We start from the raw sequence: 13,166 nt of genomic DNA, 5'->3' as shown, positions 1-13,166 counted from the left end.
AGTGCCTGGTCATCGGCCAGGCGAATCCAATTAGGATGATCAATAACCGGCGGTTGACACATAGAGCGCTCTCTCAGCCTCGTTCATCCGACCCATTGACACCAACCGAAGAGTGGAAATGGCATCCAGATCACGAGACAACGAGGTTTCCGGCGGGTTGCGGTGTTGCCAGCCATCATTGAAACATTTACCCTCCTCGCACCGGCATTCGTTGGGTTCGACAAAAGTTCGACGTCTTTCGGCGAAAGCACTCCCAGTCAGATCCCGGAAGTCGGCTCATGCCACTCGGCACCCGCGGACGGCGGACGCGTGGCGCGGCAACTGGAGGGCCCTGTTGGTAACGATCCGTAGCGAAACCGCCGAGTCCGGCGGAGACCCTCCGCTGCTCGAGCTACGCGGCATCACGAAGGCGTTCCTCGACGTGCGCGTCCTGCACGGCATCGACCTCGACCTGCGGCGCGGCGAGGTGCACGCCGTCGTCGGCGAGAACGGCGCGGGCAAGTCCACCCTGATGAAGATCATTTCCGGTGTGTACCCGCCGGACGGCGGCAGCGTCGCGCTCGACGGCAGGCCGGTGAGTTTCCGCAGCCCCCGGCAGGCGCAGTCGGCCGGCGTCGGGATCATCCATCAGGAGTTCAACCTGCTGCCCGAGCGCACCGTCGCCGAGAACGTGTTCCTCGGCCACGAGCCGCTGCGACGCGGCCTGGTGGACACGCGGACGATGCTGCGGCGTACCGCCGAACTGCTTGACGCCGTCGGCGAGACGTCCTTCGCGCCGACCGCCCGGGTGGGAGGACTCGGTGTCGCCCGGCAGCAGGTCGTCGAGATCGTCAAGGCTCTCGCCCTCGACGCCCGGCTGCTGATCATGGACGAGCCCACCGCGGCGCTCGCCGACCACGAGGTCGAACTGCTCTACGGGCTGGTCCGCCGGTTGCAGGAACGCGGCATCGGCGTCCTCTACGTGTCCCACCGCTTGGTCGAGGTCTTCGACCTGTCCAGCCGCATCACCGTGCTCAAGGACGGGCGTCGGGTGACCACCGTGCCGACGGCGCGGACCAGCCAGGACCAACTGGTCCGACACATGGTCGGCCGGGAACTGGCGCACTACTACCCGCCCCGGGCCGAGCCGGGGCGGGCGGACGAGGTGCGGCTGTCGATCCGGAACGGGGCCAACGACCGGCTGCGCGGCGTCGACCTTGATCTTCGGGCCGGAGAGGTGCTCGGGATCGCCGGGTTACAGGGTTCCGGCCGGTCCGCGCTGGCCCGTGCCGTCTTCGGCGTCGCTCCCTTCACCTCCGGCGAGGTGCGCCTCGGCGGGCGCCCGGTGCGGCTGCGTACCGTCCGGTCGGCGGTTCGAGCCGGGATCGTGTACATCACCGAGGACCGCAAGGGCGAGGGAATCGCCGCACGACAGTCGGTACTGGACAACGCGCTGCTCGCCGGCCGCGCCGTGTTCCCGCGCTGGGCCGGCCGCGCCGCGCGTACGGTGCGTGTCCGCGAGTTGCTGGCCGCCGTCGAGGTCCGTGCCGCCGGCGACCAGCAGGAGATCCGTTTCCTGTCCGGCGGCAACCAGCAGAAGGTGGTGCTGGCTCGCTGGCTCGCCCTCTCCCCCCGGGTGCTGCTGTTCGACGAGCCGACCCGGGGCATCGATGTCGGCGCCAAGTCCGCCATCCACGATCTGGTCCGCCGACTGGCCCGGGACGGGGCGGCCGTTCTGATGATCTCGTCCGAGCTGCCCGAGCTGCTCGGCATGAGCGACCGGATCGTGGTGATGCGCGACGGCGCCGTCGCCGGGGAACTGCCCGCGCAGGCCACGGAGGAGGACGTGATGGGTCTCGCGACCGGTGCCGTCCGGGGAGAGCCCCGATGACCGCCGCGCCGTCCGCCCCGCAGCGCACCCCGGCGGTCCCCCGCCGGGAGGTCCGGACGCTGCGTACCGCCGTCGGCGCCGACCCGGCACGCGGTGTCTTCGTCGCGCTCGCCCTGACCCTTGCGATCGGCTGGGTCGTGGTGGCGCTCGACGGCGGGCAGTTGCTCAACCAGTCGAGCGTGGTCAGCCTGTTGCACGTCGCGACCGGCCTCGGTCTGGTCGCGGCCGGTCAGACGCTGGTGATCCTCGGCGGTTCGCTCGACCTGTCGGTCGGCTACGTGGTCAGTCTCAGCACCCTGATCGCCGCCGAGACGATGAACGGCAGCGACAGCAGGATCGGCCCGGCGATACTGCTCGTGATGGCGGTCAGCGTCGCTGTCGGGCTGGTCAACGGGTTCCTGGTCGCCACCGTCGGGATCAACGCGTTCATCGCGACGCTGGGCGTCGGCCTGCTGCTCAAGGGCTACCTGGAGAACGGCTACGACGGGCCGGCCGGCAGCACCGCCCCGACCCTGGTGCAGACCCTCGGCTACCAGCGCGTCGGGCCCGTCCCGGTCGCCTTCCTGCTCTTCCTCGCGGTCGCCGCCGCGATCTGGTTCGCGCTGCGCCGCACCCGGTACGGGCACCATCTGGTCGCCGTCGGCGGTGACGCGCAGGTCGCCCGGCTCTCCGGGGTACGCAACGACCGGGTGCTGATCCTCAGCCACGTGCTCTGCGCGCTGTGCGCCGGGCTGGCCGGCGTCTACCTGGCCAGCCGGCTGGGCTCCGGCGCGCCCCGGGTCGGCGTCGAGAGCTTCTACGACCTCGAGTCGATCGCCGCCGTGGTACTCGGCGGAGCCGCGCTGGCCGGCGGTCGGGGCGGCGTGGTCGGCACCGTCGGCGGCGTGCTGCTGCTGGCGAGCGTCGACAGCGTGTTCAACCAGCTCGACGTCGACGCGTTCTTCAAGCAGGTCGTCCGAGGCGTGATCATCATCGCGGCGGTGGCACTGTACGCCAGACGGCGGCACCGCCGCCATCGCGAGCGGAACGGGGCGCGGTCGTGACCGCCGAGGTGACCCGGGAGCCGGAAGGTGCCGCCGCGCGGCCGGTGGCCGGCGGGGTGGTCCGGGGGCGGCTGGTCCGGCCGGGCGGCGTGCTGCCGATCGTGGTCATCCTCGCGCTGCTGCTCGTGCTGATCGCGATCCAGCAGCCCGATTTCTTCCAGCCCGCGTCACTGCTGTCGTTCCTCGGCCGGTCCGCGCCGATCATCATCCTCGCCGCCGGCCAGTACTTCGTGATCGTCTCCGGGGAGTTCGACCTGTCGGTCGGGTCGCTGGTCACCGCCCAGGTGGTGGTGGCCGCCCGGCTGATCGACAGCGACCCCGGCCGGACCTGGCCGGTGGTGCTGCTGCTGTTCGGCTTCGGTCTGCTGGTCGGCGTGGCCAACGGGCTGGTCACCACGACCCTGCGGGTCCCGTCGTTCATCACCACCCTCGGCATGTACCTGATCCTGGTCGGTGCCGTCTACCTCTGGTCCGACGGGGCGCCACGGGGCGGACTGTCCGACGAGTTCCGCCGGTTCGGCCGGCTGGCCTTCGAGGATGTGCCGCTGCTTGGCCGGCTGCCGTACGCCCTGCTGGTCCTGCTCGCGGTCGCCGTCCTGCTGCTGCTGTTCAGCCGCTCGGACGCCGGCCGCACCCTGGTCGCGGTCGGCGACAACCCGCGAACCGCCGAACTGACCGGGGTCCGGGTCGGTCGGACCAAGACCGTCGCCTTCGTGATCAGCGGTCTCGCCGCCACCGTCGCGGCGATCCTGCTCGGCGGCTACAGCGGCGTGTCGTTCCAGGCCGGGCTCGGGCTGGAGTTCACCGCCATCACCGCGGTGGTACTCGGCGGGGTGGCCCTCGGCGGCGGCCGGGGCGCGCTGCTCGGCGCCATGCTCGGCGCGCTGACCCTGGAAACCCTGTTCACCCTCATGAACTTCTACGGCGTATCCGGCGCGCTCAAGTCCACCGTCCAGGGCTTGATCATTCTGGCCGCCGTGTCAGTCGGCGCACTGCGTCGCAGGTAACGGCCCTTCCCACCATCAGGAGGAGATCGATGAGACGACCCGGTATCGCGGTGGCGCTGGCGTCGGTCGCGACGCTCGTGCTTGCCGGCTGCGCCACCGACACCCCCACGCCGAACCCGTCGCAGTCCGGGGCGACGGCGGACGCCGGCACCGGCGTGCAGTCGAAGTTCTTCGTCCAGGCCGACTACGACCGGGAGATCGCACTGCTGGGCGCGACCGCCACCGGCCCGGCGGACCGGCCGTGGGAGCAGGTGCTCGACCCGCGCCCGGTCGACACCGCGAAGTACAAGAAGCCGGGGCCGTACAAGGTCTGCTTCTCCAACGCCGCCCTGAACAACCCCTGGCGGCAGGTGGGCTTCAAGACCATGCAGGCCGAGGTCGAGGCCCAGCGGGCGCTGATCAAGGAGTTCGTACACGTCGACGCCGAGGGCAAGGACCCGAAGCAGATCACCGACATCAACGACCTGCTGGGCAAGGGCTGTGACGCCCTGATCGTCTCACCGAACACCACCGCGACGCTCACCCCGGCGGTCGAGACGGCCTGCGCGAAGGGCATACCGGTGGTCGTCTTCGACCGCGGCGTCGACACCGACTGCCCGGTGACCTTCATCAACCCCATCGGCGGGTACGGCTTCGGACACGTCGGCGCCGAGTTCCTCAGCCAGAAGGTGCCCTCCGGCGGGAAGGTCCTGGCCCTGCGCATCCTGCCCGGCGTCGACGTACTGGAGACCCGCTGGTCGGCCGCGAAGGTCCAGTTCGACAAGGCGAACGTCAACGTCGTCGGCGTCGAGTTCACCGACGGCGACCCGGCGAAGACCAAGACCATCGTCACCAACTACCTCCAACGGCACGGCACCATCGACGGCATCTGGATGGACGCCGGCGCCACGGCGGTCGCCGCGGTCGAGGCGTTCCAGGACGCCGGCAAACCGCTGCCCGCGATCAACGGCGAGGACCAGCTCGACTTCCTCAAGCTATGGAAGGACAAGCAACTCACCGCCATCGCGCCGACATACCCGACGTATCAGTGGCGGACCCCGGTCCTGGCCGCGCTGAAGATCCTGCGCGGTGAGCCGGTCTCCAGCCCGTGGAAACTCCCGCAACCGACCATCACCCAGGACAACCTCGACCGGTACGTCGACGAGGCCATGCCGCCGCTGCACTACGCGATGTGCGGCTGCACGGACCTGCCGGGCTATCCGCAGCGGTGGAAGTGACGGAGACGCGGTGTTCCCGATCGGGGTGAACCCGTGGGTGTGGTCGTCCCCGGTCGACGACACCGCCCTGAGCGGCCTGCTGCCGAGAATCGCGCAGTGGGGTTTCGACGCGGTCGAACTGCCGGTCGAGCAGGTCGGCGACTGGGACCCGGACCGTACCAGGACACTGCTGGACCGGTACGGACTCGCCCTGGCCGGGGTCTGTGCGGTGACCCCGCCGGGGCGAGACCTGGTCCGGACCGATCCCGGCACCGTGGCCCGGACTCAGACCTACCTGCGGCACTGCGTCGACCTCGCGGCGGCACTCGGCGCACCGGTCGTCGGCGGCCCGCTGTACGCCGCCGTCGGCCGTACCTGGCGGATGTCCCCGACCGAACGCACCGCCTGCTACACCGAGTTCCGGACCCACCTCGCGCCGGTGGCCGAGTACGCCGGACGGCACGGCGTCAGCCTCGGCATCGAGGCACTCAACCGCTACGAGACCAGCGTGGCCAACACGATCCGGCAGCTACTGGAGCTACGCGAGGGGCTGCCCGACAACGTCGGCATCATGATCGACACCTATCACATGAACATCGAGGAGGCCGACCCGTACGCCGCGATCGACGACGCCGGCCCGCACATCAAGCATGTCCAGGTCAGCGGAACCGATCGCGGCGCGCCGGGCCGTGACCATTTCGACTGGCCGCGCTTTCTCGCTGCCCTGCGGAACACCGGCTACCGGGGACCGATCTGCATCGAATCGTTCACCTCGGAGAACGAGACCGTCGCGACCGCCGCCTCGATCTGGCGTCCGCTCGCCGAAACCCAGGACCGGCTCGCCACGGACGGCCTGATCTACCTGCGGCGACTCCTCGGCCTCGATGGAAACGGATGATCCATCGCCCTCACCTGGGTCACGCCCGAGCTCATGCCGCCGAGCAGTTGAGAACGGGCGGTCCTGAGGTTGACGGTACGGCCGACGGCGAAGACGCCCAGTTGCCGGGGAACCGCGGACCTCGCCCGCCGCCGCTGCGACGCCCTGTTCGCCATGCTCCGCAACAAGATCCCCTACCAACCACGGCCAACGCCCGCACTCGCCACCGCTTGGCAGAACCCACCCCACGAGAATCCGTTACGTGATCAGCTCGCTCGTCGCTGAGCCGAGTCCGTGGTCGGACCGGGTCGGCCAGCAGGAGCGGAGGTCTGTCGCATCACCGAGATGAGTACTGCTGCCAGCGCGCCGTGCATCAGCACGAGAGTCACTCGGCTGTCGGCCGAGAACCCGGGCATGTACGGCAGCGTGCCGAGGAACACGATGGCGGCCACCACGGTCCAGATCGTTATCGCCTTGGCGGTGAAGCGCTCCAGGATGGTCAGGAGGGCCCAACCCGCCAGGCTGGCGATCGTGGCCGCGCCGAGAACCTCGCCGAACTCGAGCGGTCGCAGGGTCCGCGATCCGAAGGTCTGCGGTACTTCGGGTTGGGCGCCGATGGTGACCGCGACGGCGTAGACCAGGATCGCGGACAGTACGGCTCCGATCACGCCTGCCGCGCGGATGAGGTGCCGCCGGGATTGTGGCAGGACCCGCTGTCGTGTCGTGCTCATGATGGTTGCCTCCGAAGGCTGATGGGGCGGAGGCGCCCCAGGTCGTGGCGCCGCCGCCGGAGTGGGTACGCCGGTGGCTGGCGTGTTCGCTGCTCACGGTGCCGGTGTGGCATCGAGGTCGGGGTTGCCCGGCTCCCAGGAGAGGTCGAGTTCGCGGATGTACTCCATGTGCTGCTTCTGGAACTCGCGTCCCTCGGTGAGGAAGCGTTCGAGGATCTCCAGTTCCTTCGTCGTGTACCGGTTGAAGTTGTTGATCGACCAGGCCACGACCGGTCCGTACAGCTGATTGCTGACGTGGTCGGCGAGTTCGGTGAGTCGGATGACCACCCGACGGCGGTCGACGGTGTCCCGGATCCGCTCGATCAGCCCGCGTTCCGCCAGGCGATCCACCACGGTGGTCAGGGCGTTGACGGTGACACCGCAGGCCGTGGCCAGGGCGGTGGCGGTCATCGGCCCCTCGCTCAGGGCGTCGAGGCAACGACCGTCGGTCCGGTTGATCCCCAGCTTGTGGAAGGCGGCGTCGTCGAGCAGGTCGGTCTGTAGACGCGCGGCACGCCACGCCCGTATCAGGTCGACGATCACCTCGTCTCGGGTTCGCCTCGACATCTAACGCTCCGATCCTAGAACACTTCGACTATCGAACCAATCGAACTTCGAAAGAAGTTCTCATTCCTCGCCACCCACCGGGCACCAGGAACCTCTCAACGGGATAGCACACCAACTCCTCGTGCGGCCGGCCCACCTCTGCCCCGGTTCCCAGGGAGCAGCATGACGGTGGTGGTCGCAGGCCATGGATCAGGTGGCCGACCTCCGGAACGTCCAGGGTCGGGGCGGGAAACCGCCGCTGGGGCCGTCGCCCCCACCACCCGCCGTCCGCATCGCTCGATCAGCGCTGAGACGCGGACGTGAACGGGGCCAGGAGGAGATCGGTGAGGCGCCGTGTGGCGGATGGCTCACCGTTCAGGCGTAGCGTCCCCGAGTCCACTGCCGACGCCATGGTGATCCGGCGGTCGCAGACGGCTCGGAGGGTGTCGAGGTCGGTGGTGAGCGTCGCGTCGGGGCGCCCGGAAGCCGTGTCGCGGCGGATCCGGACCGAGTCGTCGACGACCTCGGCGAGGTAGGTGTCGGCGTCGATGTGGAGCTCGTAGACGCCACGCAGGTCCGCAGCCCGAGCCGGGTCGACGGCCGCCTTGATGCTGAGCAGCAGTGAGTCGGCGCCGAGGGCACCCTCGGGTATTGGTCGGGCCTGGCTTCCCCAGCGTCCGAGCTGTAGGAGCAGGGGCTCCAGGGCCCGGCCCCATTCGGTGAGTTCGTAGAGGTGGACCCGGGTCGGTGGTCCGAGGTCCCGCCGTCGCACAACGCCGTGCTCGGTCAACTCGCGGAGCCGCTGGCTCAGCACGTTCGGGCTCATCCCGGGCAGGCCGCCGAGCAGGTCGTTGAAGCGCTTGGGGCCGAGCAGGAGGTCGCGCACCACCAGCACCGCCCACCGTTCGCCGATCACATCCAGTGCACGCGCCACGCCACACGGATCCCCATAGCTACGCATGCCGCTCATGCCGTCAGACTACCTGTCACTCCTAATAAAGGAGCATTGCTTGTTTTCTAGGAGCTGACCCTCTAGCTTGGCTCCCATGAGCCTCCCCAACACCCCCGCGACGGGTCTGCGACAAGGTGACGTGAAGCTGTTGGAGACCCCCATCGCGCAGCGCCTGCTCAGTACGCCCCTGGTAGCGCGCATGGCATACACCGGCAGGGACGGAGCCCCTCGACTGATCCCGGTGAACTTCCTGTGGACCGGCGAGGAACTGGTCGTCGGCGCGTTCGCCGGCAACTACAAGGTCCGTGACCTGCGGACACGGCCCGACGTGGCGGTCTGCATCGACACTGCCGAAGGGCTTCCACAGGTACTGATGCTGCGCGGGAAGGTCACCCTGGCCGAGGTCGACGGCGTCCTACCCGAGTACGCCACCATCCAGCGCGCGGGAATGGGCGACGAGGTGGGCGACGCCTACGTGAAGGCGATCGACAAGCCCGGCCTGCGGATGGTCCGGATCGGCCTGCGCCCCACCTGGGTCGGAGTCCTCGACTTCCAGGAACGGTTCCCGGCGATGACCCCCGAACCCGTCCAGGCGGCCCTGCGCGGCGAGGGATAGCCGGCTCAGGCGAGGGCGTGCGCAGGTGCCGGAGGCTTGGTGGCGGCCCGATCAGGGCGTAGCGGAGGCAACGCGGCGATCCTCGCAGGCACCGGCAACACGTCTGTCGGTAGAGGCAGGCCACAGATCGATCTGTTCGGCCTACCGAGATCTCCTTGGCCTGGGCCACGGGGCACTGAAGGAGTCTTGGCGCGCGTATCGCCGGAGTAGAGGGCGCCGATCGAGTGTCGTTGGGCGCTCGTAACCGGCTCCGGCACTTGAATGATCCCTATGACGTGACGACAACTCCGCCGATTCCTGTCCGCCCGGCCGGGGTGCCTACGAACTCGACCGTGAGGCCGGCGCGGACGCGCTCCCCGAGGACGTCGACGATGGCGTCCGTGACTCCGGACACGAGGCGGGCAACGATCTCGTCGGCGTCGGGCCGGCTGAACGCCGCCTCCCTGATGCCGAACGTGACGCTGGGTGAGGGTGCCTCTGCCGGATTGCCGCCGATACCCCAACGACCGGGAGGCAGGCCGATCAACTGCACGACCGCGATGCTTCGGGCCCACTCCCCATAGACGGCGACGACCGCATCGGTCAGGTTCCGAATCAGTGCGGTCTCACGGCCGGCCAGGTCGCTCTCCAGCACATGCACGCTGAGGTGGGGCATACCATCCTCCGGGAACGGTTTGAACGCAAATTAGCTTTGCATGCAAAGGTATTTGGGAGGTGGGCGGATGTCAACACCTGACACCACGGACGACACGGTCAGGAAGTTGCTCCTGGTGATGCCAAGGTTGGTCGGCAGGGTCAAACGGCTGCCTCTGCCGGAACAGCTACGGTCGCTTGAGCTGGCGCCGAGGCACTTGTCGATGCTGTCCCTGCTCCTACTCGACGGCCCGCTGACCGTCTCCCAACTGGCCGGGATGCTGGGTGTGGCACCGACCACGGTGAGCCTGATCGTGAGCGATCTGAGCCGCAGAGGAGTCTTGGTACGGCGCGAGGACGACACCGACCGGCGCCGCCGCATCGTTGACATCAGCCCTGAGAGCCGCCCCGCCATCGCCCAGTGGCTGTCTCCAGGTGCCCACGCATGGCGACAGGCCCTCGCACCGCTGAGCCCGGCACAACAACGCACATTCGTCGACACCTTGCTCAGGTACGAGGCAGCCGTCTCGACCCCGGCGCAAACGGCACCAGCGAACGGTTGACAGCACGGGCGAGGTAGCCGACGCCGACGGCGAGATCCTGCTGTGCACGAAGCACCTGGCCCGGGCCTTCCAGATGGTCAAGGACCGGATGCGGGCCTGGCAAGCGGACGGCTCGTCGACCAGGGTCGGTCCATGTTGATGTGGACCGTTGGTCGCGCTGGCGTCCAGGTCTGGTTGGCCAATTCTGTGGCTCGTCAGGTGATGGGTAGGCCGGCCAGCCCGGCGGTGAGGCCGAGGAGGGCGCTGACCCCGAGTACGCGCAGGACGGACCATTTGAGCCGGAAGATCAGCACACCGGCGATGACGGCGATGCCCAGTGGTATCCACCGCACCGTGGCCAACTCCGGCAGTTCCAGGCGCAGCGGCCCGCCGCTGATCGTACGGCTGTCGGCGAACAGGGTGTGGACGGTGAAGTAGAGGCCGAGATTGGCGATCACGCCGACGACGGCGGCGGTGATGCCGGTCAGCGCGGCGGAGAGGGTGCGGTTGGTGCGCAGTCGTTCGACGTAGGGGGCGCCGAGGAGGATGAACAGGAAGCAGGGCACGAAGGTGACCCAGGTGGTCAGCAGCGACCCGACCACTCCGGCAACCCACGGGTCGAGGCTGCCCGGGTGGTGGTAGGCGCCGAGGAACGCGACGAACTGCACCACCATGATCAGCGGCCCGGGGGTGCTCTCGGCCAGGGCCAACCCGCGAACCATGTCCCCGGCTGAAAGCCAGCCGTAGTCCTCGACGGCCCGTTGGGCGACATAGGCCAGGACGGCGTAGGCGCCGCCGAAGGTGACCACTGCGGTGCCGGAGAAGAACAGGCCCTGCTGGGTGTAGACGCTGCCGACCCCGGTGGTCGCGGCGACCAGCGCGACCGGGGCGAACCAGGCGACGAGTCCGACGGCGAGGATCGTGGCGGCCCGCCGACCGGACGGGCTGTGGTGGTGCAGCGCGTCGTCCGGGATCAACGGTGCCGGCCCGTCGGTGCCGTTGCCGCCGTGCCCACCGGCCGTGACGAGGTGTGGCTGCCACCGGTGCACGGCCCAGCCGGCGAGCGCGGCGAGCGCGATGACGACCGGGAACGGCACGCCGAACACGGCCAGGGCGACGAACGCGACGACGGCGAACCCGACCAGCACCCTGTTGGTGAGGGCTCGGCTGCCGACCCGCCACACCGCTTGGGCGACGATCGCGACCACGGCCGGGGCGAGGCCGGCGAACAGGGCGGTCACAGTGTGGGCGTCGCCGTAGCCGACGTAGATCGCCGACAGCGCCAGCAGCGCGACCAGCCCGGGGAGCACGAACAGGGTCCCGGCGACGAGACCACCTCGGGTGCCGTTGAGTAACCAGCCGACGTAGATCGCGAGCTGTTGGGCTTCGGGACCGGGCAGGAGCATGCAGTAGTTCAGGGCGTGCAGGAACCGGCGTTGGCCGATCCAGCGGCGCTCGTCGACCAGATGCCGCTGCATCACGGCGATCTGCCCGGCCGGTCCGCCGAAGGTCTGCAACGAGATGGTGAACCACGCCTTCACGGCCTGGCCGAAGGGTACGACGTCGCGGGTTGCCGGTGGTTCGATGGTCGTCACCGCAGGACCTCCATCTCGATCGGGGCAGCCGGTCAATCTCGGGCAGACGGGCAGGATCCAACGCGCGCACACCTCGGGCAGCGTCGCGTTCGTGGGGTGGGCGGGTTATGCGGGCGTGCGTCCGAGAAGCAGGGCGCGACGGTGGTATTCGTAGAGGCCGTCGAACAGGGGCCCGGTGAGCTCCAGGACCCGGGGGTCGTCGCAGATCATGGACAGGCCGCGCAGCGCGACGTCCAAGCCGGCCGCCTCCGGCGCGTCGTAGCGTCCGTCGTCGATGTCAGCCTCGTGCACGATCTCAGCGATCCGCCACAGCACCGGGTCGGCGAGGTCGTAACGGCGCAGGATCGTCTCGAACGTGCAGTCCGACCCGTGATGCGACAGGTCAACTCCGCGCATGTCGAACGGCGTCGCGTTGGCTGGCACCTCGGACGGATCCGCGACGAAGACGAACTCGGCCTCCGGGTCGACATGCCGGCGGATCAACCACGCACAGGCGGCCCGATCGATGTGCACCCCGGCCCGGGTCACCCACCTCACGACGCACCGCCGTGCACCGGCTCCGTCGCCGGCTCACCGGCGAGTGTGGCGACCGCCCGCTGGGCGGCCTCCCGCTCCGGTGGCGCGAAGAAGTCCCGACGCTGGATCCGGCGCAGCTCCCCGCGCAACCGGCGGACCGCCGCAGCCCGCGCCGGCCCGGCCAGCTGGGTGGAGGTGTCGGCCTCGGCGGCGAGCTTCGCGTACTCGACCGCGCGGGCCGCCGCCATCTGCCCAGCCAGCTCACGCTCCGCCACAGCCGATGCCGGCCGCGCCAGCCACACACCCGCCGTACCGTTCGCGGCCAGCACATCGTCGGCAACCCACTCCAACTGCTCGCGGGTTCGCGCATCGGCAGGCAGCCCAACAAGGCCATCGACCAACTGAGCGACGCCGAGTTGCTTGAGCCGCCGCCAGATCGCGATCCGTGGCGACGACGGCTCCCGAGGCACCCGGTAGGCAAGCAGCACCCACTCACCCGGTTCCGAACCCACAGCCACCACCTCCGTCTGACGCAACGAGGATTACTGTAACCACGGTTGCATCTTGGGGTCTAGTGGTCGTCCCGCAGCCCCCGGGAAGGTACCGCCGCACCAGCCGCAGCTCCTCCGAGTGTTCCGGATCCCAGGTGGAGACGACCTGCCGGCGAGATACCCGGCGCAGCTCGGTCAAGCCGCGGTACAGGTCGGGCCAGTGGTGCACGGTTCGCACCCCCATCGCGGCGTCGAACCGCTCGTCGCCAAAGGGAAGCTGCTCCGCGCGGGCCAGTACCCCGCGCTGGCCGGGATGCTGTTCGAGCATGACTCGGGAGGGGTCGACCGCGGTGACGTCCACGTAAGGCGGCTCGCAGGAGCCAGCGCCCGCACCGACGTTGACGACGCTGCGCTCCGCCGAGCGCGTCGCGGATCAGCGCGGTCAGCCGCGGATCGGGCCGGCGTACCCGCCGGTAGCCGCCGCCGATCCGGTCGTAGGTCGCGGGGCTCCG

The 13,166-nt window shown here is 69.4% G+C and carries 14 protein-coding genes and 1 pseudogene; 7 read left to right on the top strand and 8 right to left on the bottom strand.

Features of this window, described 5'->3' with window-relative positions; translation table 11 throughout:
• Positions 1 to 334: 334 nt before the first annotated feature.
• Genes Pen02_RS13385 through Pen02_RS13365 form a run of 5 tightly spaced genes read left to right on the top strand, consistent with a single transcriptional unit; the run spans position 335 to position 6,014 of the window.
• Entirely contained in the window at positions 335 to 1,870 is a 1,536-nt protein-coding gene (locus Pen02_RS13385; protein ID WP_239140613.1) for a sugar ABC transporter ATP-binding protein, read from the top strand.
• Positions 1,867 to 2,913 (top strand): ABC transporter permease, encoded by a 1,047-nt coding sequence (locus Pen02_RS13380; protein ID WP_203866323.1) that lies wholly within the window; start codon positions 1,867 to 1,869, stop codon positions 2,911 to 2,913. Before Pen02_RS13385 ends, Pen02_RS13380 begins: the two co-directional genes overlap by 4 nt.
• Positions 2,910 to 3,920 (top strand): ABC transporter permease, encoded by a 1,011-nt coding sequence (locus Pen02_RS13375; protein WP_239140611.1) that lies wholly within the window; start codon positions 2,910 to 2,912, stop codon positions 3,918 to 3,920. The genes Pen02_RS13380 and Pen02_RS13375 overlap by 4 nt, the downstream gene beginning before the upstream one ends.
• 29 nt (positions 3,921 to 3,949) lie before the next feature.
• Entirely contained in the window at positions 3,950 to 5,137 is a 1,188-nt protein-coding gene (locus Pen02_RS13370) for an ABC transporter substrate-binding protein (protein ID WP_203866322.1), read from the top strand.
• A 10-nt stretch (positions 5,138 to 5,147) separates the two neighbouring features.
• Entirely contained in the window at positions 5,148 to 6,014 is an 867-nt protein-coding gene (locus tag Pen02_RS13365; RefSeq protein ID WP_203866321.1) for a sugar phosphate isomerase/epimerase family protein, read from the top strand.
• 245 nt (positions 6,015 to 6,259) lie between these two features.
• Here Pen02_RS13365 and Pen02_RS13360 read toward each other — a convergent pair whose 3' ends face one another.
• The 3 genes from Pen02_RS13360 to Pen02_RS13350 form a co-directional block, all read right to left on the bottom strand.
• A complete protein-coding gene (locus tag Pen02_RS13360) occupies positions 6,260 to 6,724 on the bottom strand; it encodes a DUF6069 family protein (RefSeq protein WP_239140609.1) in 465 nt (154 codons plus the stop codon).
• A 93-nt stretch (positions 6,725 to 6,817) separates the two neighbouring features.
• The gene (locus tag Pen02_RS13355) at positions 6,818 to 7,330 is read right to left on the bottom strand and encodes a MarR family winged helix-turn-helix transcriptional regulator (protein ID WP_203866320.1); all 513 of its coding nucleotides are present in this window, start codon (positions 7,328 to 7,330) and stop codon (positions 6,818 to 6,820) included.
• A gap of 280 nt (positions 7,331 to 7,610) precedes the next feature.
• On the bottom strand, positions 7,611 to 8,243 hold the full coding sequence (locus Pen02_RS13350) for a winged helix-turn-helix transcriptional regulator (protein ID WP_203866319.1): 633 nt from the start codon (positions 8,241 to 8,243) through the stop codon (positions 7,611 to 7,613).
• 259 nt (positions 8,244 to 8,502) lie between these two features.
• Here Pen02_RS13350 and Pen02_RS13345 point away from each other — a divergent pair, with 259 nt between their 5' ends.
• Positions 8,503 to 8,877 (top strand): pyridoxamine 5'-phosphate oxidase family protein, encoded by a 375-nt coding sequence (locus Pen02_RS13345; protein WP_443678479.1) that lies wholly within the window; start codon positions 8,503 to 8,505, stop codon positions 8,875 to 8,877.
• Between the two features lie 268 nt (positions 8,878 to 9,145).
• Here the strand turns inward: Pen02_RS13345 and Pen02_RS13340 are convergent, their stop codons facing one another.
• Entirely contained in the window at positions 9,146 to 9,532 is a 387-nt protein-coding gene (locus Pen02_RS13340; RefSeq protein WP_203866317.1) for a tautomerase family protein, read from the bottom strand.
• 67 nt (positions 9,533 to 9,599) lie between these two features.
• On the opposite strand from Pen02_RS13340, the gene Pen02_RS13335 reads away from it, so the two are divergent.
• A complete protein-coding gene (locus tag Pen02_RS13335; protein WP_203866316.1) occupies positions 9,600 to 10,073 on the top strand; it encodes a MarR family transcriptional regulator in 474 nt (157 codons plus the stop codon).
• A 194-nt stretch (positions 10,074 to 10,267) separates the two neighbouring features.
• Here the strand turns inward: Pen02_RS13335 and chrA are convergent, their stop codons facing one another.
• The 4 genes and pseudogenes from chrA to Pen02_RS42970 all read right to left on the bottom strand — a co-directional run.
• Positions 10,268 to 11,647, bottom strand: a complete 1,380-nt coding sequence (gene chrA / locus Pen02_RS13330) for a chromate efflux transporter (protein WP_203866315.1) — start codon at positions 11,645 to 11,647, stop codon at positions 10,268 to 10,270.
• Between the two features lie 105 nt (positions 11,648 to 11,752).
• Positions 11,753 to 12,175, bottom strand: a complete 423-nt coding sequence (locus Pen02_RS13325) for a chromate resistance protein ChrB domain-containing protein (protein WP_239140606.1) — start codon at positions 12,173 to 12,175, stop codon at positions 11,753 to 11,755.
• A gap of 5 nt (positions 12,176 to 12,180) precedes the next feature.
• Positions 12,181 to 12,675 (bottom strand): Chromate resistance protein ChrB, encoded by a 495-nt coding sequence (locus Pen02_RS13320; protein WP_203866313.1) that lies wholly within the window; start codon positions 12,673 to 12,675, stop codon positions 12,181 to 12,183.
• Positions 12,656 to 13,039 (bottom strand): annotated as a pseudogene (locus Pen02_RS42970) (class I SAM-dependent methyltransferase); the annotation flags it as partial. The pseudogene Pen02_RS42970 and the gene Pen02_RS13320, both read right to left, overlap by 20 nt.
• Positions 13,040 to 13,166 lie beyond the last annotated feature (127 nt).

The sequence above is a fragment of the Plantactinospora endophytica genome (assembly GCF_016862915.1).
GTDB classification, from domain to species: Bacteria; Actinomycetota; Actinomycetes; order Mycobacteriales; family Micromonosporaceae; genus Plantactinospora; species Plantactinospora endophytica.
This window is presented reverse-complemented; position numbering and strand designations above follow the sequence as displayed.

What these genes read in the sequence shown, in the direction of transcription:
- Pen02_RS13380 (WP_203866323.1), top strand. Translation starts at nt 1,867, where the DNA reads ATGACCGCCGCGCCGTCCGCCCCGCAGCGCACCCCGGCGGTCCCCCGC.
- Pen02_RS13370 (WP_203866322.1), top strand. Translation starts at nt 3,950, where the DNA reads ATGAGACGACCCGGTATCGCGGTGGCGCTGGCGTCGGTCGCGACGCTC.
- Pen02_RS13360 (WP_239140609.1), bottom strand. Translation starts at nt 6,724, where the DNA reads ATGAGCACGACACGACAGCGGGTCCTGCCACAATCCCGGCGGCACCTC.
- Pen02_RS13355 (WP_203866320.1), bottom strand. Translation starts at nt 7,330, where the DNA reads ATGTCGAGGCGAACCCGAGACGAGGTGATCGTCGACCTGATACGGGCG.
- Pen02_RS13340 (WP_203866317.1), bottom strand. Translation starts at nt 9,532, where the DNA reads ATGCCCCACCTCAGCGTGCATGTGCTGGAGAGCGACCTGGCCGGCCGT.
- Pen02_RS13335 (WP_203866316.1), top strand. Translation starts at nt 9,600, where the DNA reads ATGTCAACACCTGACACCACGGACGACACGGTCAGGAAGTTGCTCCTG.